We start from the raw sequence: 26,606 nt of genomic DNA, 5'->3' as shown, positions 1-26,606 counted from the left end.
ACGGTTGCAAAACCCGAATCAACTCATTTGTATCGCGGGGCCGACCGCGAGCGGCAAGACCGCGCTTTCGGTCGCGCTCGCCCGGCAGCGCGGGACGGAGATTATCTCGGCGGACTCCATGCAGATTTACCGCGGCATGGACATCGGCACGGCCAAGCCGGCCATGGAGGAGCGCGGCGGTGTGCCGCACCACCTGATCGACGTGGCTGACCCGGGCGAGCATTTTTCGGTCGCGCGCTATGTCGAGCTTGCGGACGCGTGCGCGCAGGCGCTGCTTGCGCGCGGCAAGGTTCCGGTCGTCGCCGGGGGCACGGGGCTGTATATGGACGCGCTGATCGAGTGCAACACCTTTTCTGGGGACGAGGCCGACACTGCCGCGCGGCGCAAATACGAGGCGCTTGCGGCGGAGCACGGTACGGAGTATGTGCATGGGCTGCTGCGGCAGGTCGACCCGGAAAGCGCGGCGCGGCTGCACCCCAACAATTTGAAACGCGTCATCCGCGCGCTCGAGGTCTATGAGCAGACCGGCATGACGATCGGGGCGCTCAACGCGCGGAACAAGCGCCCGTCCCCCAAATACCATGCCGTGATGCTCGGCGTCTGCCCCGCGTCGCGCGAAACCTTGTACAGCCGCATCAACCGCCGCGTAGACCAGATGGCGGCGGACGGCCTGCTGGAGGAAACGCGCGCGCTGTATGAGGCCGGCCGGCTGGCCGGCACGGCCGGGCAGGCGATTGGCTACAAGGAGCTGGTTAGCTACCTGGAGGGGCGCGACAGCCTGGAAGACTGTATCGAAGTGCTCAAGCGGCGCACGCGCAATTATGCGAAACGCCAGATGACCTGGCTGAAAAAAGATGACAGGATCCACTGGATATACTATAATGAGGATACAGAATTTTCGCGCGTATTACAGGAAGCGACAGAATATTTGTCCGCACAAGGGTTATGATAGTTCCATAATTTGGAATATTATGGAGGAATCACAGTGCGGAACGAACTTAACTTACAGGATGCTTTTTTAAACAGCGCGCGCCAGCAGGGGCAGACTATCACGGTCTTTTTGACGAATGGCTTCCAGCTCCGCGGCATTGTGCGCGGTTTTGACAGTTTTATTGTGCTGCTCGAATCGGATGGGAAGCAGCAGATGATTTACAAGCACGCGATTTCCACCCTCGTCCCCCAGCGGCGGCTGGATCTGGGCGCAAGGCGGGAGGAGCGCGCGCGGACGGAATAAGGCATGAGGGGCTATGGCAAAAAACAGCGGCCAACATATTAAAAAGAAAAAAAGGTCGCCCGGCGCGCGCATGATCGTAGTGGTCGGCGTCGTTGTGGCGTTATATTTTGTCGGACAGGCCGTCTCCGTACTGACGGACGGCGTGGAAACCGTGAACGCGACGCGCGTGACGGTGGACGACGCGGTCACGGTGACCGGCTATTTCGTGCGGAATGAGGCCGTGGTCGCGGGGACGACGGGGGAGACCGTGGAGCACACGGTACATAGCGGCGAGAAGGTCTACACGGGCGCGCGGCTCGCGGTGGAATACACCGATGAAAGCGCCCTGGAGACCAGCCGCCAGGTCAAGTCGCTCACCGAACAGATCACGCTTTTGCAATCGGCGGTTACGGCGGCGTCCGACCTTGCGGACACGGCGAAGCTCGACCAGCTGATTACGATGGACATGCAGGCGATCGCGGGCAAGGCCAAGAACGGCATGGTCAGCGGCCTGGAGGAGGAAACGGGCGACCTGCGGCAGCTTGTACTGCGGCGCGGCGCCGGCGGGCAGGACCCGGCGGCGCTCCAGGCGCAGGTAGACGCGCTCGCCCAGCAGCGCGAGCGCCTGCAGCAGTCGATCGTCACGCGGACAAAGGTCATTTCCTCGCCGTACGACGGCTTTTTTAGCGAAACGGTGGACGGGTATGAAAATATCCTAAAGGCGAGCGAATTGCCGGACATGACCGCGGATGTCTTTGCGCAGAAGATCGCGTCCGAGCCGGAAAATCCCGGAACGGCGCTCGGCAAGGTAATCGAAGGCTTTGACTGGTATTTTGCCGCCCTCGTGCCCACTTCGGATGCGGCAGGCCTGCGCGCGGGTTCGCGCGTTTCCCTGCGTTTCACCCAGGTGACGGAGGATGTGCCGGCCAGCGTATATGCCGCGCGCGTTTCCGAGGACGGCACGCAAACGCTGCTGATCTTTAAAAGCAACCGCATCAGCAGCGAACTGGTCTCCATGCGGCGGCAGGTGGTCGATATCATCCGCGCCAGCTATACCGGCATCAAGGTGCCGAAGGAGGCCATCCGGATGGAGGACGGCAAGCTGGGCGTCTACACGCTGAGCGGGTCGGCCAGCATGTTCCGGGAAATTACCCCGCTGTACGAGGGGGACACTTTTTACGTCATCGAGCAGGGCAGCAGCAGCCAGACCGGCATTGTTGTCCAGGACAGCATTATTATAAAGGGCCGTGCGCTTCAGGATAAGAAGGTTGTGAAGAAATGACGGAGCAGGAAAGAACACAGATTGCAGAAAATATCCGCCGGGTGCGGGAGCAGATGGCCGAAGCCGCGCTGCGCGCCGGGCGGCGGCCGGAGGAAATCCAGCTCGTTGCCGCGACCAAGATGAACGATGCCGAACGGGTGCGCGAGGCGCTGCGGCATGGGATCGACGCGGCAGGGGAAAACCGTGTGCAGGAACTGCTGGATAAGTATGAGGCGGGCGCCTATGGGGACAAGCCGCTGCATTTTATCGGCACGCTGCAGACGAACAAAGTCAAGTACCTGATCGGCAAAACGGCGCTGATCCAGTCGGTCGGCTCGCTAAAGCTTGGCCAGGCCATTGCGCGGGAGGCGGAAAAACGCGGCGTATGCCAGGACATCCTGCTCGAGGTCAATATCGGGCGGGAGGCGGCCAAAAGCGGCCTTGACCCGGACGCGCTGGACGAAACGGCCGCCATATTGCAGGAAAATCCTTCCGTCCGCATCCGCGGATTGATGGCGATCCCTCCCGTTGCGGACGAATCCGACAAAAATACCCGCTATTTCGATAGAATGCGACAACTATTTATTGACATGGCGGCAAAAAAATACGATAATGTAAATATGGATTTTTTGTCTATGGGTATGAGCGGCGATTTTACGGCTGCGATTGCCTGCGGTTCTAATATGGTACGGGTCGGCAGCGCGATCTTCGGCCCCCGCCACTATTAAGGGCTTCGCATGATTGCCAAGAAGCAAAAAAGCAAGTATCCATAAGGAGGAAATAGAAAAAATGGGTTCGATCAAATCTTTTATCGACTGGGTCAAGGGCGAGGACGCAGAGGACGATTTTGAGGAATTTGTCCCCAAGCAGCATACCGCCGCCGCGCCGGAGGAATCCCTTGGCTATACCGCGGATACCGCGCGGAAGAATAATAAGGTTGTCAACATCAATGCGACGACGCAGCTCGCCGTCGTGCTGGTCAAGCCAGACCGTTTTGAGAACGCCGCAGAGATCGCGGATCACCTGAAGGACAAGCGCACGGTCGTGCTCAACCTGGAGCAGACGAATAAGGACGTTGCGCGCCGCCTGGTCGACTTCCTGAGCGGCGTAGCCTACGCAAACGAGGGCAAGATCAAGAAGGTTGCGAACAGCACCTATATTATCACGCCGTATAACGTCGACATCCTGGGCGACCTGATCGACGAGCTGGAGAACAACGGCCTGTATTTCTAAGTACACGGAGAGGGATTTTAAAAATTGATTCTGCTGATCAGAAGTATCGCCGTGTCTGTCGTACGGCTGCTCGAATTTTTGCTGCTTGCCCGCGCGGTCCTGTCGTGGTTCCCGCAGTCGCACGGGTCAAAGCTGTCCGAGTTCCTGTATATGGTAACCGAACCGCTGATCATGCCGTTCCGCAACCTGCTGAACCGGTTTGACGCGATCCGGATGATGCCAATTGATATTTCGTTTTTGTGCGCGTTTTTCGCGCTGGAAATTATCCTGGGAATACTGTTAAGGGCTGTGTAAAGGACAGATCAGTGGCCGGGGGGAATTCCCCCGGCCATTTTACCGTATAATGCGTCCCTGCGGGGACAGGCTAACTGAAAACGGAGGATAAATATGCTGACGGTGCAGGAAATTCAGGCGATGAGCTTTGAAAAGGCCGTTTTTGGCGGCTATGATATGAAATCAGTCGACGAATTTGTCGAGCAGATGACGGAGGATTATGCCGCGCTGCAAAAGGAAAACGCCGCGCTCAAATCCAAAATGAAGGTGCTTGTCGATAAAATCGAGGAATACCGCAGCGTCGAAGACGGGATGCGCCGCGCCCTGGTTTCCGCGCAGAGCATTGCGCAGGAGACGATCGACAAGGCGAAGCTCGAGGCGGAGCAGCTCATCGCCACAGCGCGGGACGAATCCGAAGCCGAGCTTGCGGCTTACCGTACCAGGATCCAGGCGGAGGCGCAGAAGCACGAGGCCGCAAGGCAGCAGTGCGCCGACTTTATCGCCCGGATGACCGCTTTCTTTGAGGGCGAACTCAAGGATCTGGTCTCTTTTTCAGCGTCCAAGGAACTGCAGCCGCAGGATGCCGCGCAGGCGGCTGAGCCCGCTGCCGTGCCGCAGGAAACCACCCGGGATTTTTCCAAGCTGGGCGCGCCTGCGGACAAGCCGGAAAAGGAATATACCATCCCGGAGGATATCCGCAAATTCATGGATCAGCAGCCCGCCGAAGAGGGCGGCATGAAGGTCAAGATGATGGAAGTTACGCTGAGCGACGACGCTTCCCCCGCGAAGTCCGGCCGCGACAAGCAGCCGGACGACGCTACGGCGAAGTTCAGCTTCGGCGACCTTAAATTCGGCTCCGACTATTCGCCGGAAAACGATAAATAAATAGATTAATTGATAGATTTGTCAACACGAAAGGACGGAAACGGTACGATGCCGCAGGATTACAACAGCACGGTCAACCTTCCGAAGACCGAATTCCCGATGCGGGCAGGGCTGCCCAAGCGGGAGCCGGGCTTCCTGGAGGGCTGGGAAGCACAAAAGCTTTATGAAACAATGATGGAAAAGAACGAGGGCAAGCCGCTCTTCATTCTGCACGACGGCCCCCCGTATGCCAACGGCAACCTCCATATGGGCCATGCGCTCAACAAGATCCTCAAGGATTTCATTGTCCGCTATAAGAACATGGCGGGCTTTAAAGCCCCGTATGTGCCGGGCTGGGATACGCACGGCCTGCCGATCGAGCGCCAGGCGATCAAGGCGTACGGCATGGACCGCGACAAGGTCTCGGTTGCGGAATTCCGCTCCAAGTGCGAGGAATTCGCGCACAACCATGTCGACACCCAGCGCACGCAGTTCAAGCGCCTCGGCGTAGTGGGCGAGTGGGACGACCCGTACCTGACGCTGACGCACGGCTACGAGGCCGCGCAGATCCGCGTTTTCGGCGAGATGGCCAAGAAGGGCTATATCTATAAGGGTATGAAGCCGGTTTACTGGTGCCCGCACGACGAGACAGCGCTCGCGGAGGCGGAAATCGAGTACCAGGACGAGCCTTGCAGTTCGATCTATGTCAAGTTCGCCGTGACCGACGACAAAGGCGGCAAGCTGTCCGCAATCACCGGCTCTCTTGACAACGTATATTTCGTCATCTGGACAACCACGACCTGGACCCTGCCGGGCAACCTGGCGATCTCGGTCAACCCTGTTTTTGAATACGACCTGGTCAAGGTGCCGGGCGGCGACGTTTACGTCCTCGCCAAGGAACTGACCGAAGCGGTCATGAAGGCTGCGGGCATCGCTTCCTGGGAGGTACTCGGCACGCTGATGGGTTCCGACCTCGAGATGATGAAGACGCGGCACCCGATCATGGATCGCGACTCCGTCGTCATCTGCGGCGACCATGTCACGCTGGACGCCGGTACCGGCTGCGTCCACACGGCGCCGGGCTTCGGCGCGGACGACTATATTGTCTGCCAGCAGTACGATATCCCGATCATCGTGCCGGTCGACGGCAAGGGCTATGCGACCGAGGACGCGGGCAAGTACGCGGGCATGTACTATGACAAGACCACGCCGGTGATCCTTGACGACCTCAAGGCATGCAATGCGCTGCTCGCGGTCGAGGACATCGTCCACTCCTACCCGCACTGCTGGCGCTGCAAAAATCCGATCATCTTCCGCACCACCGAGCAGTGGTTCTGCTCGATCGACGCGCTCAAGGACGACGCGGTCAAGGCCTGCCGTGAGATCACCTGGCTGCCCGGCTGGGGCGAGGAACGCATGGTGTCCATGATTCAGGAGCGTTCGGATTGGTGTATCTCCCGCCAGCGCGTCTGGGGCGTGCCGATCCCGATTTTTTACTGTAAGGACTGCGGCAAGCCGCTTGTCAACGAGGAAACGATCGAGGCAGTCGCAAAGCTGTTCGCCGAGAAGGGTTCCAATGCCTGGTACGAGCTGGACGCCGCCGATATCCTGCCGGCCGATGTGCGCTGCGAATGCGGCTGCAGCGGGTTTGAGAAGGAAACTGACACCATGGACGTATGGTTTGACTCCGGCTCCAGCCACGCGGCAGTGCTGGACGGCCGCCCGTACCTGCAGTTCCCGGCCGACGTCTATCTGGAAGGCAACGACCAGTACCGCGGCTGGTTCCAGTCCTCCATGTTGACCTCGATCGCGACCAAGGGCGTTGCGCCGTACAAGACGGTCATCACGCACGGCATGATCGTGGACGAAGAGCGGCAGAAGATGTCCAAGTCCCTCGGCAACGGCATCGCGCCGGACGATATTCTGAAGGAGTACGGCGCGGACGTCATGCGCCTGTGGGTCGCGTCCGCGGATTACCGCCAGGACATGCGTATTTCCAAGGACATGCTCAAGCACCTGTCCCAGAACTACCTGAAGATCCGCAATACCGCGCGCTATATCCTGGGCAACCTCGCGGGGTTCGACCCCAAGGCCGATATGGTCGCATACGATCGTCTGCCCGAGCTTGATCGCTGGGCGCTGATGAAGCTGAACGAGCTGACCGCCAAGGTACGCCGCGGCTATGACGCCTATGAGTTCCACACCGTATTCCACGCAATCCATAATTTCTGCGTGGTCGATATGTCCAACTTCTATCTGGACGTCATCAAGGACCGCCTGTACTGCGACGCCGCCGACGGCCTTGGCCGCCGCAGCGCGCAAACGACGATTTATCTCATCCTGGACGCGCTCGTCCGCATGCTGTCTCCCATCCTGTGCTTCACCGCGGATGAAATCTGGCAGGCCATGCCGCACCGCGACGGGGACGACCTGCGCAACGCCGCGCTGAATGCAATGCCCGCGGCCTGCGAGGGTTGGGCGTTCGCGGAGGCGCAGGCCGAGAAGTGGGCGAAGATCATCCAGCTCCGCGACTGGGTCAACAAGGCGCTTGAGGCGGCGCGCAATGAGAAGGTCATCGGCAAGCCGCTTGAGGCCGCAGTGACCGTCTATATGCCGGAAGCCCCGGACTTCGGCGAAGACCTCGCCGACCTGTGCATCGTTTCCAAGCTGGAACTGGTTGCCGGCGAGGGCGAAGGCTACACGGAAGAAGGCTGGCCGGGCGTTTCGATCAAGGTCGTACGCGCAGCGGGCAACAAGTGCCTGCGCTGCTGGAAGATATCCAAAACCATCGGCGAAAATGCCAAGCATCCGGAGCTGTGCGCCCGCTGCGCCAGCGTGGTCGGCTGATATCACGTAAAAAAGGGCAGGCATACCGCCTGCCCTTTTACTTATGAAGGAGAAGGGGCTTATGGTCGCTATTATAGCAATTATTCTGATGGTCGCGGCGGATCAGCTGGTGAAATATTGGGCGGTAACGGCACTGCAGGCCGCGCCCGGGCACACGATCCCGCTGATTGAAAACGTCTTCCACCTGACCTATGTCGAGAACCGCGGCGCGGCGTTCAGCGTGCTGCAAAACCAGATTTGGCTGTTTGTGCTGCTGACAATTGCGATCCTGTGCGCAATCGTGATCGCCGTACGGCGGGGGCTGGTGCGCAGCGCGCTCGGCCGCTGGTCGCTGTACATCGTCGCGGGCGGCGCGGTCGGCAACCTGCTCGACCGTATCTTCCGGCATTTTGTCGTCGACCTGTTCGATTTCCGGCTGATCCATTTCCCGGTATTTAACGTCGCGGATATTTTCGTTTGCGTCGGCGGGGTGCTGTTCGCCTATTACCTGCTTTTCCAGCACGACAAGGCGGTAAAGAAGTAATGGAACAGCGTATTTACATCCCAGGGGCGCAGGACGCGGGCATGCGTGTGGACAGCTATTTGAGCGCGCAGGAGGATGCGCCCACGCGCTCCGCGGTGCAAAAGCTGCTGGCCGAAGGGCATGTGACGGCGGACGGCGTGCCGGTCAAAAAGAATTATAAAATCCGCGGCGGGGAAACGCTGGCCGTCGATTGCCCGCCTGTGCGGGAGCTTGGCCTTGTGCCGCAGGATCTGCCGCTCGACATCGTTTATGAGGATGCGGATATCATTGTGGTGAACAAGGCGCGCGGCATGGTCGTGCACCCGGCGGCGGGGAACTGGGACGGCACGCTGGTCAACGCCCTCATGTTCCACTGCGGCGGGCGGCTTTCCGGCATCAACGGCGAATTGCGCCCCGGCATCGTGCACCGTATCGACAAGGACACGAGCGGCCTGCTGGTCGTCGCAAAGAACGACCGCGCGCACCAGCACCTGGCCGCGCAGATCCAGCGGCACGCGGTGCGCCGGGAGTACGAGGCGATCGTATGCGGTACCGTGCGTGAGGACGCCGGCACGGTCGACAAGCCGGTCGGCCGCCACCGGACCGACCGCAAGAAGATGGCCGTCGTGCCGGACGGGCGGGAGGCGGTCACGCACTTTACGGTGGTTGCGCGCTATCCCGGCTACACGCATCTGCGTTTTGAACTGGAGACCGGGCGGACGCATCAAATCCGCGTGCATATGGCGGCGATCGGGCACCCGATCATCGGCGACCCGCTATACGGGCAGCCCAAGGACCGTTTCGCGGGAATCGGCGGGCAATGCCTGCATGCATGGCGGCTGACGCTGACCCACCCGGCGACCGGGGAGGAACTGTCGTTTACCGCCCCGCGCCCGGCGTCTTTTGAAGAAATCCTGCAAAAGCTTGAAAAAATGACATGATAAAAGCCCCGGAAGCAATAGCTTCCGGGGCTTTTTTATACGGTTTTACCGCCAGGAAAGGAGTTCTTCCACCGGCTTACGGCGCGGCGCCGCGGGTTCTTCCGCCGGATAGCCCATGGCAACCAGCGCAACCAGTTCGCGGTCGTCCGGTACCGCAAGGTACTTTTCGAGCGCCGGCCGGTCGAAAACCCCCATGATGACAGCGCCCAGGCCGTTGTCGTGCGCCGCAAGGCTCAGCGTCTGGCAGGCGATACCGCAATCAAACATCTGCCAGCCGTCGCCACGGTCGGTCGTGAAGGAGCCGTCGCGCTCGTAGCCGGAACGCTTTTTGATGACGGTCGCCGCAACCAGCAGGGGGCAGGTGGAAAGCACGTGCGCGTTGAACGGGGCGTACTTTTCCGCAATCTCGGCGATCATGGCCTTGTCCTCGATCGCGATGTATCGCGTGATCTGGGTGTTTTTCCAGGAAGGCGCGTATGCCGCAAGGCCGACGATTTCCTCAAACAGCGCGTGCGGGACGGGCTTGTCCTGGAAAGCACGGACGCTGCGGCGGGACAGGATGCAATCTGCGGTATTCATGGTGTAAATCCTCCGTATATATGTAATGTATTTGGAATTTACAAAGGTCAGGTGGTGCTGCCGAAGCCGCCGCGCCGCTGGGCGCCCGCCCCGTCGTCCTCCGTGATGCCGAAGGGCAGGAAAACGCCCTGCGCAAAGCCGCTGCCGCAGGGGATTTCAACGGTTTTCCCGCTGTTTGTGCAGTTGGTCATCTTGATGAAGATGTGCCCCTCGTTCTGCGCGCCGAAATAGTCGCTGTCGATGATGCCGACGGTGTTGTCCATTTGCAGGCGGTATTTAAACCCCAGCCCGGAGCGCGGGAAAATCTGCAGCACCCAGCCGTTTTGCATCTGCGCGCGCACGCCGGTCGGCACCTTGACGGTTTCGCCGGGCGCGAGCGTCAGCGTTTTGGGGGCGAAGAAATCATATCCGGCGGAGCCGGCGGTCGCCCGCACGGGCAGGCGTACGCCGTCATACGCCGCGCGCGCCTCGTCCTCGGCGCCGCCGAAGGTTTCAGTCCAGTCCGCGAGGAACTGCGGCAGGCTCACCTTGTGAAATTTTGCAATTCGTTCCATGTCAGATTATACTCCTATTCCGCATGCAGCACAAGCTGATTTTCCGCCAGCGTGCGCCGCACGTCAATAATGCGCTGGTTTGCGCTGCCGCGCCAGTGCAGGGTGGAAACCGCCTGTTCCCGGAGAAACGGCCCGTCGACGAGTACATCGGCAAGCCGCACGGCTTCCAGGCCGCGGCAGGCCTCCCACAGGTAGCCGGTATATAGCCAGATGGTCTTACCGGGGAAACGCGCGCGGATTTCGCGGGACAGGGCCGCGACGCCGTCGCGGTTCTGCGGGTGCAGCGGGTCGCCGCCCGAGAAGGTCACGCCCGCCACGTAGTCCTTGGAAAGCTCGGCAAACAGCTCGTCCCGCGCCGCCTGGTCGAACGGCAGGCCGCCGGCCGCATCCCAGGTCACCGGGTTGTGGCAGCCGGGACAGGCGTGCTCGCAGCCGGCAAGCCAGAGGACGGCGCGCAGGCCGTCCCCATTTTTCATATCGTCTTTTGTAATGTTGTGGTATCGCATCTCACATGCTCTTTCTTTCTGCAATTTCCGCCATCTTGGCTTCGTTCAGGCGGGTATCCCCCTTGACGCGGGAGTAGGACAGGTAGCCGTTCATGCGGTCGATCTTGGTCAGGTTGTGGCTGCCGCACTTGGGGCATACGTCCATTTCCAGCTCCTCGTGGCCGCAATCGTCGCAATAGGACAGCGACAGGTTGACGCCCTCGTAAAAGCCGAGCCGCATCGCGCGGCGCACCAGCGTGCGGATGGCGTCCAGGTTATAATCAATCGGGTACTTTACATACTGGATCTTCCCGCCGTTGCACAGGTTCCAGAAGCGGTTTTCAAAGTCCTGCTTCTCGACCGGCGTGATTTCCTCGGCTACATGGCAGTGGAAGCTGTTCGACACGTATTCACGGTCGGACACGCCCTCGACAATTCCGTATTTCTCGCGGAACTGCTGCACCTGCAAGCCGCAAAGGCTTTCGGCCGGCGTGCCGTAGATGGCGTACAGGTTGCCGTCCTCCTCCTTAAACTGCGCGACCTTGTCGTTGATATACTGCAGCGTTTCAAGCGCAAAAGCGCCGTCCTCCACCAGGGATTTGCCGTTATAAAGCTGCTGCAATTCATTGAGAGCCGTGATGCCGAAGGAGGCGGTCGCGGTTTTCAGGATCGGCTTGATTTTCTCATGCAGGCCGAGGCGGCCGCCGTAAAAGCCGCCCTCGCAGTAGGCCAGCGGGTTGGTGGAGGCGCGCATCTCGCCCAGGTAGGCATAGGTGCGGATATGCAGCTTGCGGATCAGCTCCAGGTAATAGTCGAGCACCTCGTGGAAGGGGCGGTTTTCCTGCCGCGCCTTGGCCAGGATCATCGGCAGGTGCAGTGAAACCGCGCCGATGTTCCACCGGCCGACAAAGACCGGGCGGTCGTTTTCGTCCGCGGGCTTCATACCGCCCCGCTCATACCAGGGGGACAGGAAGGCGCGGCAGCCCATCGGGCTGATGATCTCGCCGTACTGTTTGTACATCGAGGGGACGTAGCCCTCGCCCGTCAGGCTGAGCCAGTCCGGGTACATGGCCTTGGAGGAACACAGGATGCCGGCCTCAAACACGTCCTCCAGCGGTTTGCCGGGGCCGTGCAGGTTTTCATCATACAGGAAAACGATCTTGGGGAAGAGGACGGGTTTTTTTTGCCCCTTCTTGCCCTGGCCCTTGCGGCGCACATTCAGCATCGTGATGGAGGCAAGCTTGGCAAAGCGCCCGGCGCCGGTGCCCATGGTCATCGTGATGAAGGGGTAATCGCCGCGGCTGGAGGCGACGGTGTTAAACTTGTACTCCCAGCCCTGGAAGCCCTGCTCGAAGTCGTTCAGGATATCCGCCATGACCTCGCGCTCGACGGCCTCCGGGGACAGGCCGAGGCGGGCGTATTTTTCGGTCAGCATCGCATAGCTGCGCTCCGCGTAAGGCTCGAGCAGCTTGTCCACGCCCGGCACGGTAAAGCCGCCGTACTGCTGGCTCGCCGCCGAGAGCACGATGTCGCCGATTACGTCGAACGCAACGTTCAGCGTTTTCGGCTCGTTATACCACAGGTTGCCCATCTCAAACCCGCCGCGCAGCACGTTGCCGACGTCAAACAGGCAGCAGTTCATCGTATCGCGGCGGGCGGACATGTCGTGGATGTAGATATAGCCGTCGCGGCAGGCCTGCAGTTCCTCGGTCGTCATGAAGAACTTCTGGTACAGCTCCTTGTTGAGCTGGTTGAAGATCAGGCTGCGCTTGGTGGAGACAAGGGCGGAATCCGTATTGGAATTCTCCTTGTCGCCGATGTACATGATCGACTGGCTTTTTTTATAGACGCTGTCCAGCATGCCGACGAAGTCCTGCTTGTAGTTGCGGTAGTCGCGGTAGCTCTTGGCGACCTCCGGCCGCACCGCTTCGAGCGCGGCCTCGACGATATTGTGCATCTGCGCGATTTTGACCTCGCTGACCTTCATTTGCCGTACGGTATCCTCGACATAGCCGCAGATAAAACCGATTTCCTCGGGCGTAAATTCGACAAGCGCACGGTACGCCGACTTATTAACGGCGGCAACGACCTTTTGGACGTTGAACTCCTCGCGCGTGTTATCCTTCTTTATCACATAGATCATATCGACCCTCCTCTTATCTGAAATGCTTTCCCATTATATCACTTCCATAGGGGTTGCGATAGGAACAAACCATACAAAAGAAAGCGCCCCAAAATGCCAAATTACGATATCCTGTAGAAAAGCAAAAAGATACCTGTTGTGGGGTTGACAAGAAAATGCCACTAAATATTGGGTGTCGCGGGGCGGCGCAAAGATTCTTGCACCCATCCGGGGGCGCGCGCTTATACTGGGATAGGAGCGTGATGCCATGGGATGCTTTCCGGGAGCGATCGGTTTGGCGGCAGCGGCCCTCGGGCTTGGCGTCCTGATCGGCGGCCTGCTGCCGTCATGGTGCACCGTATGGGTTTTAGGGACGCTGCTGATTGCCGTGGGCGTGCTGCTCCTGCGGCAATGAGTGCAAAAGCCCCAGTTCATTTGGAGGAGGTGGGATAAGTGAAAGTCGTCGTTTGGAAGAGCCCGAAATACTTAAACGGTATCCTGCGCAAGCTGTTTAAAATCGGCAAGCCGGAAGAAAACTGACTGTGGGAAAGCGGAGACGGGCGTCTCCGCTTTTTGCCTGCGCGGGCATCCTTTTTTACAGGCTTTTCTCATATTGTCCCGCCGCGGACAATATACTGGGGATAGAAGCAGTCAAAAAGGAGGAGTGTGCCGTTATGGAGCTTATCAGAAACACCATACAGTTCTATGATCTGACGCTGGACCGCACCTCGGTCTACGAGGAAAGCACGGATGCGATCGTGCCCGACGCCTATCCCGATATCGCACGTATCATCTGTGCGACGGGGAATGCCGTGATTAAGGACGAGTCGCCGCAAAACGACCGGGTGCTCGTGTCCGGCACGGTCAGGGCGTCGGTGCTGTACCAGCCCGAGGGGGAGGAAGCGTACCGCGAGCTGGTCGTACCGCTGAGCTTTGCCCACATTGAAGAGGGGAAGGGGCTGACCGCGGACAGCGTATGCTTCGTGCGCTGCCAGGTGGTTTCGGTCGATGCGCGCGCGGTCAATTCCCGCAAGGTCAGCGTGACCGCGCGGCTGTGTTTTGAGACCGACGCCTACGACCGGCGCGCGCTGGAACTGACCGGCGACGTCGACGGCGGCGAGCTGCCGCTCGAAATCCTGCATGAGACCCATACGGTATGCCTGCCGGCCACGGTGCAGAACCGGGATTTCACGGTGCTCGACGACATTGAACTGGCCGGTGCGGGGGATGCGAAGCTGCTCCATACACAGTGCACGATGCGTCTCGGCGACTGCCGCACGATGCATGGCAAGGCGGTCGTCAAGGGGGACGCGGTGCTGCACAGCCTGCTGCTCCAGCCGGACGGCCTGCGCACCATGGAACAGATGGTCCCGTTCACCCAGATTTTCGAAATGGACGGACTCGAAGAGGGGCAGCCGCTGCGCGTGCGCTTTGCGGTCAAGAACCTGGACTGCGAACTGCACGACGCCGGGGTGCTTTCGGTCGGCGTCGGCGCTTGCGCGCTGCTGTGCAGCGAGCAGGAGCAGCAGCTCCGCACGATCCGCGACCTGTACCAGACGACCCGCCCGCTTGAGGTGCAGGCACAGCCGGTGCGCATCCTCGGGATGCGGCCGCAGGGCGCGCTGGCGGGCAATGCGGAGGAGTCCATGCCGCTCGGCATGCGGATCGCGCAGGTGGTCGACGCGTCCGCAGTGTGCCACGGCGTACAGCAGGAGGATCCGGAGACCATGCGCGTCACGATGTATGTCCGCCTGCTCTACACATCGGACGACGGCGGGCTGTACAGCGCCGGCCGCACGCTGACGGTGCCGGTCAAGCTGGCGCAGGCTAGTGAGCAGCTGGCGGCGCAGGACGTAACGCTTACGGTCACAGCCTCGCCGAACGGCGACGGCGCCGCGCTGCGCATCGGCGTGGGCGGCGGCCTGCTGCAGCGCACGGAATGCATGGTGAACGATATTACAGCGGTCGAGGCGGGCGAGCCCGCGGCGGATAGCGGCATGGGCGCGGTGACGCTGGTGCTGCGGTACGTCAACGGCGAGGAACCGCTTTGGGATATCGCCAAGAGCTACCGCACGACGGTACAGGCGATCCGCGGGGCGAACAGCCTGCCCGAGGACGCGGCCAGTGCGTGCGGGCAGATGCTGCTCATCCCAATTTGTGAAAAGTAGAGGGGTAAGGAGGGACGAAAATGGACAATAAGAGCCTGTATGAGGATATCGGCCGGCGCACGGGCGGCGATATCTATATCGGCGTCGTCGGCCCGGTGCGCACCGGCAAATCGACCTTTATCAAACGGTTTATGGAAACGATGGTGCTGCCCGGCATCGACAACGTCTACAAGCGGGAGCGCGCCAAGGACGAATTGCCGCAATCCGGTTCCGGCCGCACGATCATGACGGCGGAACCCAAATTTGTGCCGGAAGAGGCGGCGGAAATCTCAACGCCCGGCGGCGGGAGCTGCCGCGTGCGGCTGGTTGACTGCGTCGGCTACCTGGTGGACGGCGCGCTCGGCAGCATGGAGGACGACGTCCCGCGCATGGTGTCCACGCCGTGGAGCGACGACCCCATCCCGATGAGCCAGGCGGCTGAGATCGGCACCAAGAAGGTCATTTCCGAGCACTCGACGATCGGCCTCGTCATCACGACGGACGGCACGATTACCGACATCCCGCGTGGAAGTTATGTCGACGCGGAGGATCGCGTGATCCGGGAGCTGCAAAACCTCGGCAAGCCGTTCCTGGCGCTGGTCAACTCGCGCGAGCCGGACGGCGAAGCGGCGCAGGCCGTGCGCGATGAGCTGCGCCAAAAGCACGGTGTGGAGGCGCTGGCGGTCGACTGTATGGCGCTGGAAACGCGCGATATCGCGGATATCATCAGCAACGTGCTGTATGAGTTCCCGGTGCGCGAAATTGGCGTGGAGCTGCCGCGTTTCGTCGGCGCGCTCCCGCAGGGGCACCCGGTGCAGAACGCGATTTACGGCGCGATCCGCGAGGCGGCGGTTTCGATTTCCAAGATGCGCGACATGCAGTCCGCGGCCAAGGCCATTGGGGAAAATGAATATGTCGCCGCGTCCGCGGTCAGCGATATGAACCTCGGCAGCGGCAATGTACGGCTGCACGTTGACGTGCCAAACGAGGTCTTTTATAAAATCGTCGGGGAACAGACCGGCGTGAATATCCGGGACGAGGCCGACCTGATCCCGATCCTGGCGGAGCTGTCGGAGACCAAACGGCAGTACGAGCGGGTGCAGGGCGCGCTCGAGCAGGTGCGCGCCACGGGCTACGGGATCGTCATGCCGTCGCTTGACGAACTGACGCTGGAGGAACCCGAGATCGTCAAGCAGGGCGGGCGTTACGGCGTCAAGCTGCGCGCGTCCGCGCCGTCCATCCACCTCATCCGGGCGGATATCCAGACCGAGGTGTCGCCGATTGTGGGCAGCGAAAAGCAGTCGGAGGAACTGGTACATTACCTGCTAAGCGAGTTCGACGAGGAGCCGGAGCGCATTTGGCAGAGCAATATTTTCGGCAAATCGCTCAGCGAGCTGGTTGGGGAGGGGCTGAACAATAAGCTCGGCCGCATGCCGGAGGAGGCGCGCGGAAAAATCCAGGAGACCCTGACCAAAATCATCAACGAAGGCAGCGGCGGCCTGATCTGCATCATCCTGTAGCGCCGCGCGCCCCGATAAATCCTCCGAATCTGTCCGTTCGGGGGATTTATTGTTCCACGGGGCACGCATGGGAAAATGGAGGACGGAATCAACATGACGGTAAAACAGAAAGGCCGCCCGGGGCGGCCGCCGGGCAAGCCGGTCACGAAGAACGATATCAAGCTCCTGCTTTGCATTGTGGTCTTTTTGGCGTCGGTGCTGCTGAAATACGCCGATTTTGACGCGGCACAGGACTTGCGCCGGCAGGCGGCGGGCATCCTGCGCGGCGGGGCGGACGTGGGGCAAGTGATGGAGGCTGCAGGCCGCCTTGCGGACGGGGACGCCCTGCTCGAGGTGTTCGGCGGGCACGATATCATGAAAGCGGTATTTTCACCGGGGGCAAAGGTGCCGAAGGCCGCGCCGGAAGCCGCTGGGGATGCGGCGCAGGACGATGCAGGGCAGGATGCCGCCGCGCCCGCCGACCCCGCCCCCGATTATGTCGAGGCGGGCGGCTTCGCGGAGGATTTGGAAGACCGCGAACAGACGCTCTTCCCCAAAACCGCGGACGAAACCGCCTATGTCATGGGCTTTGCGCATGTGCAGCCGGTGGAAGCGACGCTCAGTTCGACGTTTGGCCAGCGGACGCACCCCATTAACGGCAAGGCCAGCTTCCACTTCGGCCTTGACCTCGCCGCGCCCGAAGGTACGCCGATCGGCGCGCTCGCAGACGGTACCGTGCGCGAAACCGGGGACGGCAGCTATGGCAATTATATAATTGTCGACCATGCGGACGGCTTTTCCACCCTGTACGCCCATTGCAGCAAGCTGATTGCAAAGAAGGGCGACGCCGTATCAGCCGGGCAGGAGATCGCGCAGGTCGGCGCGACCGGCAACGCGACCGGCAACCACCTGCACCTTGAGGTCTGGCGGGACGGCAAGGCGCTCAACCCGCTGCATTATGTCACGTATTGACGCAGCAGCGCCCGCGGTAATCGTCCAGGACTCGTTCTGGCTGCTGCTCGCCGCGCTGCTCCTGTTGGATGCAAACGGCGTGCTGCTGCTGTTCCTGTGCGCCGCGGCGGCGCATGAGGCCGGTCATTACCTGGTGCTGCGGCTGTGCGGGGGGCGGTTTTTGTGCTTACAGCTCAGCGCGGCAGGCGCAGTCATGCGCTACCGGGCGGCCGACCGCCCGGCAAAGCGGCTATGCATCGCGGCGGCAGGGCCTGCGGCAAGTTTTGCCGCGGCGGCGCTCGCGGCGGGCGCGCAGGCTTACGCCTTTGCGGGCGCCAACGTGTTGCTCGGCCTGTTTAACCTGCTGCCGGTGGCGCCGCTGGACGGCGGGACGATGCTCGCTTGCGCGCTTTCGCCGCTCGGCGCGGCAGGGGGACGGCTGTGCAGGGCGGTGTCTGTGGCGGCGGCTGCGGTGCTGGCAGCGGCTGGGGCGGCACTGGCAGCGGCCGGTTACGGCGTAGGCGTGCTTGGAATGGGCTGTTTACTTTTATTGCAGCAAAAAAACTTGCAAAAAAGGGCAAAAGGGGATACAATGAAAACATATAGTGGAAAATCGCATAGTTGTGAACAGCGGGGTGATGCAGATGTTTTCTCCAGGCGACCAGGTGGTCCATCCCATGCACGGGGCGGGCGTAATCGAGGAAATTGTCGACCGTAAGATTGACGGCGAGTCCGTGCAGTACTATGCCCTGAAGCTGATTCTGGACGATGTGGTTTTATTTGTACCGGTCAAAAATAGCGAGGAAATCGGCTTGCGACCGGTCTGTTCCCGCGCAGATGCACAGGAACTGATCGGTTTTATGGGGGAGATCGGCCAGGACGAGGACAAGTGCTGGAACCGGCGCTACCGTGAAAATATGCTCCGCATCCGCAGCGGCGATATCCATGAGGTCGCCAAGGTGGTCAAGAACCTGATGCGGCGGAACGGCGAACGCGGCCTGTCCACTGGCGAAAAGAAGATGCTGGGCTCCGCGCAGCGTATCCTGGTTTCCGAACTTGCGCTCGCGCTTGCGGACGAACCCGGCAGGATTGAAGAAATACTGGACAAACGGCTCTGTTTATAATCGTGTAGACAGGGCTGTTCTTATCGGATAGGATGATGAAGATGTTTGATTTTCTGAAAAAGAACAGGCAGGAACCGCGCGGGCGCGTATGCGCCGTGATCCCGGCGGCGGGTTCGTCCCGCCGGATGGGCGGGGAGGACAAGCTGCTGCTGCCCTTGCTCGACGTACCCGTGCTGGCGCGCACGCTTGCGGTGTTTGAGCGTTGCAGCCAGGTCGATGAGATCATTATTACCTGCCGGGAGCAGGATATCGTGCCGTACGGCAAGCTGGTGCGCACCTACGGCTTTTCCAAGGTGACGAATATCGTGCGCGGCGGCGAGACGCGCGCCGACTCCGTGCTCGCGGGCGTCAGGGCGTGCCCGGAGGACACCGAGCTGGTGGCGATCCATGACGGGGCGCGCCCCCTGGTCACGGCCGGCATCATCTGCGAGGCCGTAGAGGCGGCGAGGCAGTACGGGGCGGCCGCGCCCGTGGTGCCGCTCAAGGACAGCATCAAGCGCGTGGAGGACGGCCGGATCATGGCCGACATCCCGCGCGAGACCGTGGCGGCGGTGCAGACGCCGCAGGTGTTCCGCTGGAACCTGATCGAGCAGGCGCTGGACGAGGCGGTCCGCGCGGGCCGCACGCTGACGGACGACTGCGCGGCGGCTGAGGCGCTCGGCGTGGATGTGCGCGCCACGGCAGGCAGCTATGAAAATATCAAGATTACCACGCCGGAGGACATTGCAATGGGGGAAGCGATCCTGGCGGAGAGGACGGACAGATGAGGATTGGCCACGGATATGACGTACATAGGCTGGTGCCCGGCCGCCGCTGCATCATCGGCGGCGTGGACATCCCGCACGAAACCGGCCTGCTGGGGCACAGCGATGCGGACGTGCTCACCCACGCGGTCATGGATGCGCTGCTCGGCGCGGCCGCGCTTGGCGATATCGGCCACCTGTTCCCGGATAGCGACCCACGCTTTGCAGGCGCGGACAGCATCGCGCTGCTGCGCGAGGTAACCCGTGTGCTCGATGCGCATGGCTGGCGGCTCGGCAACCTCGACGCCACGGTTTTGGCGCAGGCGCCGAAACTCGCGCCGCATATCGCGCAAATCCGCGAAAACCTGGCCGCAGCGATGGGCGTGCAACCGGGACAGGTCAGCGTCAAGGCGACGACGGAAGAAGGCCTCGGCTTTACCGGCGCGGGGCAGGGCATTGCCGCCCATGCCGTCTGCCTGATCGAGCCGAAATAAGGGGCGCGCAGATGGGACAATATCACGAAATCACGTGCCAGTCGGCCTGCAACCGGCTGAAGCGCAAAACGCCTTACCGATGGGATCTCAACATTTACCGCGGCTGCGCGCATGGCTGCTGCTACTGCTATGCCCTCGGCTCGCATAAATATGTGGGGGACGGCACGGACTTTTACCGCGATATCTATGTAAAAACAAATATCGCCGAGCAGCTTGAGCGGCAGCTCAGCGCGCCGGACTGGCAGCGCGAAGTGGTCAATATCGGCGGGGTGACAGACAGTTACCAGCCCGCCGAGGCACAGTACCGCCTGATGCCGGAGATCCTGCGCCTGCTCATCCGCTACAAGACGCCCGCGATTATTTCGACCAAATCCGCGCTCGTGCTGCGGGATTACGACCTGATCGACGAGCTGTCGCATATCACCTATGTCAATATTGCGGAGACCATCACCACGATGGACGAGGGGCTCCGCAGCAAGCTGGAGCCGGGCGCGGCGCCCTCCGCAAAGCGTTTCGAGGTGCTGCGCGCCTTCCGGGAAACGCGCGCCTCGGTCGGGCTGCACCTGATGCCGATCATCCCGCACCTGACGGACAGCCGCGAAAACATGGACGCGCTGCTGCAAAATGCGCGGGATTGCCGTGTACATTATGTCCTGCCCGGGATGATGTACCTGCGCGGGGAGACGCGCCAGGCGTTCCTTTCATTTGTACAGCGTGAGTTCCCGGCGCTCCATGCGGAAATGGTCACGCTTTATAAGACCGGCGGTGCGGAGCGGCATTACAAAAACGGTTTTTATGAAATGTTCAACGCCCTGCGCAAGCAGTACGGCCTCTCCAACAGCTATACAAAGCCCATGCAGGAACGGCTGCAACGGGTGGAAGACCCGCAGATATCCCTGTTTGACGGTATATAAAAAAGCCTGTGGCAATTACGCCACAGGCTTTTTTATATGTTTTTCAGGGGTTTGATGTACCGAGTACAGGCAGGCGCTGCGGCTGGGACTGGGTCAGCAGGGACTCATACTGCCGGCGGAGCTGGCGGCCGATCTCATGGATCGAGCGCTCCTGTGCGACTTCGTAAGCCGCCCCGGTAAGGTTGGGGACACGCTTTTCAACGATGTCGCCGATCAGCTTTTGGAACCCCTCCTGCGTGCTGCTCTTGTAGATGTTTGCACCATGGCGCAGCCAGCCCTCGTAAATCGGGATGGCGCGGATAAGCGTCGGCGCGCGCATGGCGAACGCTTCCAGCAGGACGATGCCTTCGGTCTCCTCATGCGTCGGGAACCAGTACAAGTCGCAGCCCGCATAGGCGTCCCGCAGCGCATCGCTCTCTACATAGCCTGCAAACGTCAGGTTGGGGAGCTGGGTGCGCACCGCGCGCCGCACGGCCGCCGGCACGGTCTTGAGGTCGGTTTCGCCGAACCAGATAAAGCGGTACTGCGGCAGGCGCTTTGCCATATCGACAAATTCCAGGATGCCCTTGCGCTCCAGGAACAGGCCGACGGAAATAATCACCTTTTCCCCGTCCTTGATGCCGTATTTTTCCCTGAAACGCGCGCCGTCTGCCTGTGCGCGGTCGAAATAGGAAAGGTCGATGCCGTTTGAAACGCTGACGATCGGGCGGTCAAGCCCGTAGCCCTCCAGCAGGGACTTCGAATACGGGGTAGGGGTCAGGATGAGGTCGCCCGTGCGGTAGCAGGCTGAAATCCACTTTTTAAAAAGCGGCGCGACCTGGTTGGAAAACAAAAACGAATTGCGGAAATCCTCCTGCGTGGAATGCGCGTGATATACGACGCGCTTGCCCTTGCGGTGCGCGCGCTTTGCGAGCAGGTAAGAGGACGGGAAAATGGTATTGATATGCACGATATCATAATCGTCCTTCGGGTCGGTGGTGTAGGGCACGCCGGCATCCTCGAGCGCGCGGCGCTGGTGGCGGAGCGCGCGGCCCACGCCGCTTTTATAGATCCAGTTCAGATGGCCGGAATAAAGCAGTATTTTCATATAGATTCCCTTTCTTTAGTGCCAGAAGAAGGTGACCAGGGCGGTCAGCCCCGCACTGTACAGGAAGATGGCGAACGGCTTGCCGAGCAGGATGATGGCGGTAAACTTGCGCAGGGACATCGGGGTCAGCCCGGCCAGGTAGCACAGCAGGTCATCCGGCGCGACGGGCGCGAAGATGGCGATGGCGAAGAACCGGTCGAACGCCTTGCCGCGGGTCAGCCAGCCATTATACTTTTCATACTGCTTTTGCGGCACCATGCGGCGCACCAGCGGCAGGCCGTAGCTGCGCGCCAGCAGGAACGCGATAATGGAACCGATGCAGATGCCGACATAGTTGTAGACGAAGCCCCAGACCGGGCCGAATACGATGACGCCTACGCTGCAGCCGATGGCCGCGGGCAGGATCGGGATAATGACCTGCACGGCCTGGATGGCGATAAACGCCGGGATGGCCAGCCAGCCAAGCTGCATCATAAAGTTTGAAAACGTCGCCTGGGAGTCGAAAATACCATACCGCCAGCCGACCAGCACCAGGACAATGGTCGCGATCAGCCCACCGGTTGAAACGATATGCAGGATCATGTCGGAGGGCACGCCGCGGCGCGGCAGGAGGGGCTTTTTCATATTTTTGATGTTTTCCATTCGGGTTACCTCATTCACAGAGCACGGCGCTGCGCGCAGGCACAGCGGAAGAGAGCAGCGCACGGTAGCAGGACTCCGCGCGTTCACCAAAGACCTCCATACCGAAGCTATGGGCGCCCGCCTTGGCGTTTTCGGACAGCATACCGCGGTATGCGTCGTCGTCGAGCAGCGTGCGCAGGCGGTTTGCGCATTCTTCCGGGCTGGTGTACTGGAAACCGTTTTCGCCGTCGTTTACCACGCCGAGCAAGCAATCGTCCTTCTGGACGACCTGCGGCAGGCCGCTGGCCATCGCTTCCAGATAGGTCAGCCCCTGGGTTTCGCTGGTGGAGGCGCAGACGAATACGTCGCCCAGCATATAGTACGCCGGGACGTCCCCCGGCGCTACCATGCCGGAAAAGCGGACCTTGTCCCGCAGGCCAAGGAAATCGACCTGTTTTTCGAGCTCCTCTCGGTAAGGGCCGTCGCCGACCACGAGGAAATAGGTGTTTTCCCGTTCGCGGAGTACGGGCGCGACATTTTGCAGCAGCACGTCGTAATTCTTTTCCTCGGCAATGCGGCCGAGGGAGAGGATGACCTGCGCATCCTGCGGCAGGTCCAGCCCGTGGAGCAGGGCCTCGCGCTTTTGGGCGGGGAGGGCATGTCCGAAACGGGAGAGGTCGATGCCGGTCGGCAGTACGGAGATCGGGGCGTGCACGCGGTAACGCATAAGCGTTTGCTGCACCTTGACCGAAGGGGCGCAGAGCACGGTGACCGACCGGGAGACCAGCCGCGTAAAGGAGCGGATGGCCTGCGCGCCGATCGTCTTGCTCGGGCTGAAGTAGCAGGTATAATCTTCATATAACGTATGGTACGTGTGTACCAGCGGGATACCCAACCGGCGCGCCAGGTGCCGTGCGCAGAAGAATGCGCTGAACTCGGTCTGCGAATGGATAATATCCGGCGACCACTCTTCGATTTTGCGGAGCAGCGGGTCGCGGAAGGCAATCGTCAGGCGGGCGTCCGGGTAGACCGCGCACCGGAAGGAGCGCAGGTAATAGACGTTATCCTCCTGATAAGACCGTTCGGCTTTGGGCGCCAGGGTCAGGATGCGTACTTCATGTCCGAGCGAAGACAGCGCGGCGCACAGGCTGCGGATCGAGGTTACCACGCCATTGACCGAGGGGGCATAGGTGTCGGTAGTTATCAATATCTTCATATCATCACTCTTCTCTTTTTAACTGTACTTAGGATATCATACAGTTCTTGCTTAATTCTTAACGAAAAATAAATAATTGCTTAATAATCCGAATTGGGTGGAATAAACGTACAAAACATCAAAAAACGCGTAAATTAAAGGGGGAAATGCGTCAGGAATCCGCCTCGCGGAGCTGTGTTACCTGGTAGCTGATGAATTGGCGCGCCGTACGGGGGGAGCGCCCGTTCTTGCGCAGGGCGAAACGCTCTGCTAGCAGATGGAGCTCGCCGCGCGGGATATCGAGCTGCTGCTCGTCCGCGAGCTGGTCTACAATAACAAGGTAGTCGTCCTTATCCGGTACGGAGAAAGTGATCTCCAGGCCAAAACGGTCGGAGAGCGAGGTGATGGTCTCCAGCGTGTCGCGGATGTGGATATCGTCGCCCTGGCGGTCGGAGAAGCGCTCGTTGACCAGATGGCGGCGGTTGGATGTCGCATAAATCAGGAGGTTTTCAGGCTTGCCGGTGATGCCGCCCTCAATAAAGGCCTTGAGTGCGGTGAAGTTTTCATCCTCCTGGTTAAAGGACAGGTCGTCCAGGAATACAATAAAATGGAAGGGGCTTTGCGAGACCTGCGTGCAGAGCGAGGGGAACGCGGTGATCCGGGAGAGAGGCAGTTCAATGATTTTGAGGCCGAGAGGGGCAAATTCGTTGGCCACGGCCTTGACGGTGGAGGATTTGCCGGTGCCCTTGTCGCCGTACAGCAAAATATTGTTTGCATTTTTGCCCTCCAGGAAGGACAGCGTATTATCGATGATGGATTTTTTCTGGCGCTCGTAGCCTTTGAGGTCGGTCAGGCGGATCGGGTCGGCATGGAAAATCGGTGAGATGCATGCGTCCGCACCGACGGAAAACGCCGTGCCCTGCGCGAAGGGGCCATACCCTTCTGCATGGTAATACGCATAAAGCGCCGCGCCGTCGGACACCGGGAGCGGCGAGCCCGCAGGGAACCGCGGCAGGCCGTCCAGGAACGCGCCGCAGCCGGGGAAGGCTTCGCGCGCATAGGAAAGCAGGGCCTCGCCATCGAGCGCGGCGACGGCCTGGAGCGTTTCCAGGTCGCGCGTGGCCGCGTCCAGCAAGAAAGCCGGCGCGGGCGACGGCACCAGCGCGGTCAGCGCGTTCATATCAAAATGCACGGCGTCCGCCAGCGCCCGGCCGACGTCCCCCGTGCGGTATACCATATCGCAAAGTGCGCCGTAAGCTTCAGCAAAGCGGCTAATGTCGCCGTTTAAGCTGGAAAAGACGCCTGTATAATGCCGGTAAAGCGGCAGGTCGCCGATGTTGCGCAACACGGAAAGCGAAGCGGCGCGCAGCCGCAAAGTCTGCTGGTTCATGGAAACACCCCATAAAATTAATTTATTTTCAATTTAAGGATATCACACAGCATTTTTTTTTGCAAGGATACCAGGAGCTTGCGCGCGTTTCCCGTGCAAAATGCATAGGATGGAAAAGACTGAAAAATGGATGGTGACCATAATGCATAAAGCTTTAATCGTATGCCGTTCGCAGACCGAGGCGTTCGCCGCTTACCGTCTGCTGGAAGGCGCGGGAATCCGCGGGGCCATGACGCGCCCGCCACGCCAGGACCGTACCAGCTCCTGCTCCTACGCCGTCCGGATCGACTGTTCCGAACTCGACGCGGCGCAGAGACGGCTGCAGGAAAAGAATTTTGTCCCCTGTAAAGTGCACATTCTGGAAGATTAACCGGCAGGGAGGAGGACGCGATGATTTATTTTGACAATGCGGCGACGACCCTTGTGAAGCCAAAGCAGGTGTATTGGGCGGTTTCCGCTGCCATGCGCACGGCGGCGGGCGCGGGGCGGAGCGGGCACCGTCCGGCCATGCATGCCGGGCAACTAATTTATGATTGCCGCGAGGCGGTCGCGCGGCTGTTCCGGCTGGACGACTGCACGCGCGTGATTTTCACTTATAATGCGACCTACGCGCTGAACCTTGCGATACACGCCCTGTGCCGCACGGATACCTGCGCCGCGGTCACTGGTTACGAGCACAACTCCGTCGTGCGGCCGCTGACCGAGCGGGGCACGGAATACATTGTGCTGGAAAGCCCGCTGTTTGATGGCGCGGCCATGGTAACTGCGGCCGAAAAGGCGATTGGGCTGGGGGCAAACCTGTTTATCGTAAACCATGTCTCCAACGTGTTTGGGGCGGTCGCGCCGCTTGCCGCGCTGGACGCGCTGCTCACCGCGCACGGGATCCCGATGATCCTGGACGCTTCGCAGTCTGCGGGCATCCTGGATATCGACGTGTCGCGCTATACCAGCCTGGCGGCGGTCTGCATGCCCGGCCACAAGGCGCTTTATGGGCCGCAAGGCACGGGCGTCCTGCTTGCGCTGTCCGACGAACTGCGCGCGCCGCTGCTCCAGGGCGGTACAGGCAGCGTGTCGAGCGACATCCGGCAGCCGGATTTCCTGCCCGACCGCTTTGAAAGCGGCACCCTTAACGCGCCGGGTATCGCCGGGCTTGCGGAGGGCGTACGCTTTATTTTACGCGTGGAGCAGGATACGATCCTCCGGCGCGAACGTAAATTATTGCATGCGCTCGCGCAAGGCCTGCGCGGCGTGCCGGGCACTGAGGTGTTTGCGGCGGACGACGAACGCGCGCAGTGCGGCGTGCTGTCGTTCCGGCGCGCGGACTTCGCCTGTGAGGGGTTGGCGGAAGCGCTCGCGGCACGCGGCATCTGCGTGCGCGCGGGGCTGCACTGCTCGCCGCTCGCCCACCGCAGCGCGGGCACGCTGGCTAGCGGCACGGTGCGCGCTTCGGTCGGATATTTCAATACGATGGGGGAAGTGGAGCGGTTTACGCAAGAATACGCCGACATTGTCAAAAAGAAATTATGAAGGAAAAATGAAAAGTCTGTGAAAGCTATTCACATGGGCT

29 protein-coding genes are annotated in these 26,606 nt (G+C 60.8%); 21 read left to right on the top strand and 8 right to left on the bottom strand.

Translation table 11 applies throughout. The features are described from left to right. Positions 1-4: 4 nt before the first annotated feature. From miaA to CZ203_RS02790, 10 genes are all read left to right on the top strand, one after another. Positions 5-949, top strand: a complete 945-nt coding sequence (gene miaA, locus CZ203_RS02835) for a tRNA (adenosine(37)-N6)-dimethylallyltransferase MiaA (protein ID WP_235847447.1) — start codon at positions 5-7, stop codon at positions 947-949. Between the two features lie 36 nt (positions 950-985). Continuing rightward, positions 986-1,234 carry an RNA chaperone Hfq gene (gene hfq, locus CZ203_RS02830; RefSeq protein WP_087064672.1) on the top strand — a complete coding sequence of 83 codons (249 nt, stop codon included), beginning with the start codon at positions 986-988 and terminating at the stop codon, positions 1,232-1,234. Positions 1,235-1,247: 13 nt separating this feature from the next. Then, on the top strand, positions 1,248-2,495 hold the full coding sequence (locus CZ203_RS02825) for an HlyD family efflux transporter periplasmic adaptor subunit (RefSeq protein WP_087064671.1): 1,248 nt from the start codon (positions 1,248-1,250) through the stop codon (positions 2,493-2,495). Then, entirely contained in the window at positions 2,492-3,202 is a 711-nt protein-coding gene (locus CZ203_RS02820) for a YggS family pyridoxal phosphate-dependent enzyme (RefSeq protein WP_087064670.1), read from the top strand. The genes CZ203_RS02825 and CZ203_RS02820 overlap by 4 nt, the downstream gene beginning before the upstream one ends. A gap of 61 nt (positions 3,203-3,263) precedes the next feature. Continuing rightward, a complete protein-coding gene (locus CZ203_RS02815; RefSeq protein ID WP_087064669.1) occupies positions 3,264-3,707 on the top strand; it encodes a cell division protein SepF in 444 nt (147 codons plus the stop codon). Positions 3,708-3,758: 51 nt separating this feature from the next. Beyond that, positions 3,759-4,001, top strand: coding sequence for a YggT family protein (locus CZ203_RS02810; RefSeq protein WP_159456329.1), 243 nt, complete (start codon positions 3,759-3,761; stop codon positions 3,999-4,001). Positions 4,002-4,094: 93 nt separating this feature from the next. Next, positions 4,095-4,865 (top strand): DivIVA domain-containing protein, encoded by a 771-nt coding sequence (locus CZ203_RS02805; protein WP_087064667.1) that lies wholly within the window; start codon positions 4,095-4,097, stop codon positions 4,863-4,865. A gap of 48 nt (positions 4,866-4,913) precedes the next feature. Continuing rightward, positions 4,914-7,691: an isoleucine--tRNA ligase gene (gene ileS, locus CZ203_RS02800; RefSeq protein ID WP_087064666.1), complete on the top strand. Its 2,778-nt coding sequence runs from the start codon at positions 4,914-4,916 to the stop codon at positions 7,689-7,691. Positions 7,692-7,752: 61 nt separating this feature from the next. Further along, positions 7,753-8,214 (top strand): signal peptidase II, encoded by a 462-nt coding sequence (lspA, locus tag CZ203_RS02795; RefSeq protein ID WP_087064665.1) that lies wholly within the window; start codon positions 7,753-7,755, stop codon positions 8,212-8,214. Next, entirely contained in the window at positions 8,214-9,134 is a 921-nt protein-coding gene (locus tag CZ203_RS02790) for an RluA family pseudouridine synthase (protein ID WP_087064664.1), read from the top strand. Before lspA ends, CZ203_RS02790 begins: the two co-directional genes overlap by 1 nt. Positions 9,135-9,179: 45 nt before the next feature. Here the strand turns inward: CZ203_RS02790 and CZ203_RS02785 are convergent, their stop codons facing one another. Genes CZ203_RS02785 through nrdD form a run of 4 tightly spaced genes read right to left on the bottom strand, consistent with a single transcriptional unit; the run spans position 9,180 to position 12,895 of the window. Beyond that, on the bottom strand, positions 9,180-9,713 hold the full coding sequence (locus CZ203_RS02785) for a nitroreductase family protein (protein WP_087064663.1): 534 nt from the start codon (positions 9,711-9,713) through the stop codon (positions 9,180-9,182). 47 nt (positions 9,714-9,760) lie between these two features. Next, entirely contained in the window at positions 9,761-10,267 is a 507-nt protein-coding gene (locus CZ203_RS02780) for a dCTP deaminase/dUTPase family protein (protein ID WP_087064662.1), read from the bottom strand. A gap of 14 nt (positions 10,268-10,281) precedes the next feature. Next, a complete protein-coding gene (nrdG, locus tag CZ203_RS02775) occupies positions 10,282-10,773 on the bottom strand; it encodes an anaerobic ribonucleoside-triphosphate reductase activating protein (protein WP_087064661.1) in 492 nt (163 codons plus the stop codon). Position 10,774: 1 nt separating this feature from the next. Continuing rightward, positions 10,775-12,895, bottom strand: a complete 2,121-nt coding sequence (nrdD, locus tag CZ203_RS02770) for an anaerobic ribonucleoside-triphosphate reductase (protein WP_087064660.1) — start codon at positions 12,893-12,895, stop codon at positions 10,775-10,777. Positions 12,896-13,142: 247 nt separating this feature from the next. Between nrdD and CZ203_RS14455 the strand changes: the two genes are divergently transcribed. From CZ203_RS14455 to CZ203_RS02735, 9 genes are all read left to right on the top strand, one after another. Then, on the top strand, positions 13,143-13,289 hold the full coding sequence (locus CZ203_RS14455; protein ID WP_159456328.1) for a hypothetical protein: 147 nt from the start codon (positions 13,143-13,145) through the stop codon (positions 13,287-13,289). Between the two features lie 259 nt (positions 13,290-13,548). Continuing rightward, positions 13,549-15,042, top strand: coding sequence for a DUF3794 and LysM peptidoglycan-binding domain-containing protein (locus CZ203_RS02765; RefSeq protein ID WP_087064659.1), 1,494 nt, complete (start codon positions 13,549-13,551; stop codon positions 15,040-15,042). Positions 15,043-15,062: 20 nt separating this feature from the next. Beyond that, entirely contained in the window at positions 15,063-16,541 is a 1,479-nt protein-coding gene (spoIVA, locus tag CZ203_RS02760) for a stage IV sporulation protein A (protein ID WP_087064658.1), read from the top strand. A gap of 93 nt (positions 16,542-16,634) precedes the next feature. Next, complete coding sequence (locus tag CZ203_RS02755; RefSeq protein ID WP_159456327.1) at positions 16,635-17,492, top strand: M23 family metallopeptidase; 858 nt, start codon at positions 16,635-16,637, stop codon at positions 17,490-17,492. Further along, positions 17,479-18,189 carry a hypothetical protein gene (locus tag CZ203_RS14155; protein ID WP_143436093.1) on the top strand — a complete coding sequence of 237 codons (711 nt, stop codon included), beginning with the start codon at positions 17,479-17,481 and terminating at the stop codon, positions 18,187-18,189. The genes CZ203_RS02755 and CZ203_RS14155 overlap by 14 nt, the downstream gene beginning before the upstream one ends. Next, positions 18,149-18,595 (top strand): CarD family transcriptional regulator, encoded by a 447-nt coding sequence (locus CZ203_RS02750; RefSeq protein ID WP_235847446.1) that lies wholly within the window; start codon positions 18,149-18,151, stop codon positions 18,593-18,595. The genes CZ203_RS14155 and CZ203_RS02750 overlap by 41 nt, the downstream gene beginning before the upstream one ends. Before the next feature lie 41 nt (positions 18,596-18,636). Next, positions 18,637-19,362: a 2-C-methyl-D-erythritol 4-phosphate cytidylyltransferase gene (ispD, locus tag CZ203_RS02745; protein ID WP_087064656.1), complete on the top strand. Its 726-nt coding sequence runs from the start codon at positions 18,637-18,639 to the stop codon at positions 19,360-19,362. Then, entirely contained in the window at positions 19,359-19,832 is a 474-nt protein-coding gene (ispF, locus tag CZ203_RS02740; protein WP_087064654.1) for a 2-C-methyl-D-erythritol 2,4-cyclodiphosphate synthase, read from the top strand. The genes ispD and ispF overlap by 4 nt, the downstream gene beginning before the upstream one ends. An 11-nt stretch (positions 19,833-19,843) precedes the next feature. Beyond that, positions 19,844-20,746, top strand: coding sequence for an SPL family radical SAM protein (locus tag CZ203_RS02735; protein ID WP_087064652.1), 903 nt, complete (start codon positions 19,844-19,846; stop codon positions 20,744-20,746). 43 nt (positions 20,747-20,789) lie between these two features. Here the strand turns inward: CZ203_RS02735 and CZ203_RS02730 are convergent, their stop codons facing one another. The 4 genes from CZ203_RS02730 to CZ203_RS02715 all read right to left on the bottom strand — a co-directional run bounded on the left by CZ203_RS02730 (position 20,790) and on the right by CZ203_RS02715 (position 25,039). After that, positions 20,790-21,833: a glycosyltransferase gene (locus CZ203_RS02730; RefSeq protein WP_087064650.1), complete on the bottom strand. Its 1,044-nt coding sequence runs from the start codon at positions 21,831-21,833 to the stop codon at positions 20,790-20,792. A 15-nt stretch (positions 21,834-21,848) separates the two neighbouring features. Then, positions 21,849-22,475, bottom strand: coding sequence for a TVP38/TMEM64 family protein (locus CZ203_RS02725; protein ID WP_227104353.1), 627 nt, complete (start codon positions 22,473-22,475; stop codon positions 21,849-21,851). A gap of 10 nt (positions 22,476-22,485) precedes the next feature. Further along, entirely contained in the window at positions 22,486-23,670 is a 1,185-nt protein-coding gene (locus tag CZ203_RS02720; protein ID WP_087064648.1) for a glycosyltransferase family 4 protein, read from the bottom strand. Positions 23,671-23,821: 151 nt separating this feature from the next. Further along, a complete protein-coding gene (locus CZ203_RS02715; protein ID WP_087064646.1) occupies positions 23,822-25,039 on the bottom strand; it encodes an ATP-binding protein in 1,218 nt (405 codons plus the stop codon). A 142-nt stretch (positions 25,040-25,181) separates the two neighbouring features. Here CZ203_RS02715 and CZ203_RS02710 point away from each other — a divergent pair, with 142 nt between their 5' ends. After that, entirely contained in the window at positions 25,182-25,409 is a 228-nt protein-coding gene (locus CZ203_RS02710) for a DUF3343 domain-containing protein (protein WP_159456326.1), read from the top strand. 20 nt (positions 25,410-25,429) lie between these two features. After that, positions 25,430-26,566, top strand: coding sequence for an aminotransferase class V-fold PLP-dependent enzyme (locus CZ203_RS02705; protein ID WP_087064642.1), 1,137 nt, complete (start codon positions 25,430-25,432; stop codon positions 26,564-26,566). Positions 26,567-26,606: the final 40 nt, after the last annotated feature.

Origin of the sequence: Intestinibacillus massiliensis (genome assembly GCF_900155735.1) — a bacterium.
Lineage (GTDB): Bacteria > Bacillota > Clostridia > Oscillospirales > Butyricicoccaceae > Intestinibacillus > Intestinibacillus massiliensis.
The sequence above is the reverse complement of the archived record's forward strand: the minus strand, read 5'-3'. Positions and strand labels throughout refer to the sequence as shown.

Bases quoted from the DNA above. Each gene is read 5' to 3' on its own strand.
- CZ203_RS02750 (WP_235847446.1), top strand. From the start codon at position 18,149: ATGCACGGGGCGGGCGTAATCGAGGAAATTGTCGACCGTAAGATTGAC.
- CZ203_RS02780 (WP_087064662.1), bottom strand. From the start codon at position 10,267: ATGGAACGAATTGCAAAATTTCACAAGGTGAGCCTGCCGCAGTTCCTC.
- CZ203_RS02805 (WP_087064667.1), top strand. From the start codon at position 4,095: ATGCTGACGGTGCAGGAAATTCAGGCGATGAGCTTTGAAAAGGCCGTT.
- nrdG (WP_087064661.1), bottom strand. From the start codon at position 10,773: ATGCGATACCACAACATTACAAAAGACGATATGAAAAATGGGGACGGC.
- CZ203_RS02715 (WP_087064646.1), bottom strand. From the start codon at position 25,039: ATGAACCAGCAGACTTTGCGGCTGCGCGCCGCTTCGCTTTCCGTGTTG.
- CZ203_RS02710 (WP_159456326.1), top strand. From the start codon at position 25,182: ATGCATAAAGCTTTAATCGTATGCCGTTCGCAGACCGAGGCGTTCGCC.
- CZ203_RS02815 (WP_087064669.1), top strand. From the start codon at position 3,264: ATGGGTTCGATCAAATCTTTTATCGACTGGGTCAAGGGCGAGGACGCA.
- CZ203_RS14455 (WP_159456328.1), top strand. From the start codon at position 13,143: ATGGGATGCTTTCCGGGAGCGATCGGTTTGGCGGCAGCGGCCCTCGGG.
- CZ203_RS02790 (WP_087064664.1), top strand. From the start codon at position 8,214: ATGGAACAGCGTATTTACATCCCAGGGGCGCAGGACGCGGGCATGCGT.
- ispD (WP_087064656.1), top strand. From the start codon at position 18,637: ATGTTTGATTTTCTGAAAAAGAACAGGCAGGAACCGCGCGGGCGCGTA.
- CZ203_RS02725 (WP_227104353.1), bottom strand. From the start codon at position 22,475: ATGGAAAACATCAAAAATATGAAAAAGCCCCTCCTGCCGCGCCGCGGC.
- CZ203_RS02735 (WP_087064652.1), top strand. From the start codon at position 19,844: ATGGGACAATATCACGAAATCACGTGCCAGTCGGCCTGCAACCGGCTG.
- CZ203_RS02705 (WP_087064642.1), top strand. From the start codon at position 25,430: ATGATTTATTTTGACAATGCGGCGACGACCCTTGTGAAGCCAAAGCAG.
- ispF (WP_087064654.1), top strand. From the start codon at position 19,359: ATGAGGATTGGCCACGGATATGACGTACATAGGCTGGTGCCCGGCCGC.
- CZ203_RS02820 (WP_087064670.1), top strand. From the start codon at position 2,492: ATGACGGAGCAGGAAAGAACACAGATTGCAGAAAATATCCGCCGGGTG.
- CZ203_RS14155 (WP_143436093.1), top strand. From the start codon at position 17,479: ATGTCACGTATTGACGCAGCAGCGCCCGCGGTAATCGTCCAGGACTCG.
- CZ203_RS02730 (WP_087064650.1), bottom strand. From the start codon at position 21,833: ATGAAAATACTGCTTTATTCCGGCCATCTGAACTGGATCTATAAAAGC.
- CZ203_RS02765 (WP_087064659.1), top strand. From the start codon at position 13,549: ATGGAGCTTATCAGAAACACCATACAGTTCTATGATCTGACGCTGGAC.
- lspA (WP_087064665.1), top strand. From the start codon at position 7,753: ATGGTCGCTATTATAGCAATTATTCTGATGGTCGCGGCGGATCAGCTG.
- ileS (WP_087064666.1), top strand. From the start codon at position 4,914: ATGCCGCAGGATTACAACAGCACGGTCAACCTTCCGAAGACCGAATTC.
- nrdD (WP_087064660.1), bottom strand. From the start codon at position 12,895: ATGATCTATGTGATAAAGAAGGATAACACGCGCGAGGAGTTCAACGTC.
- CZ203_RS02825 (WP_087064671.1), top strand. From the start codon at position 1,248: ATGGCAAAAAACAGCGGCCAACATATTAAAAAGAAAAAAAGGTCGCCC.
- CZ203_RS02785 (WP_087064663.1), bottom strand. From the start codon at position 9,713: ATGAATACCGCAGATTGCATCCTGTCCCGCCGCAGCGTCCGTGCTTTC.
- spoIVA (WP_087064658.1), top strand. From the start codon at position 15,063: ATGGACAATAAGAGCCTGTATGAGGATATCGGCCGGCGCACGGGCGGC.
- CZ203_RS02755 (WP_159456327.1), top strand. From the start codon at position 16,635: ATGACGGTAAAACAGAAAGGCCGCCCGGGGCGGCCGCCGGGCAAGCCG.
- CZ203_RS02720 (WP_087064648.1), bottom strand. From the start codon at position 23,670: ATGAAGATATTGATAACTACCGACACCTATGCCCCCTCGGTCAATGGC.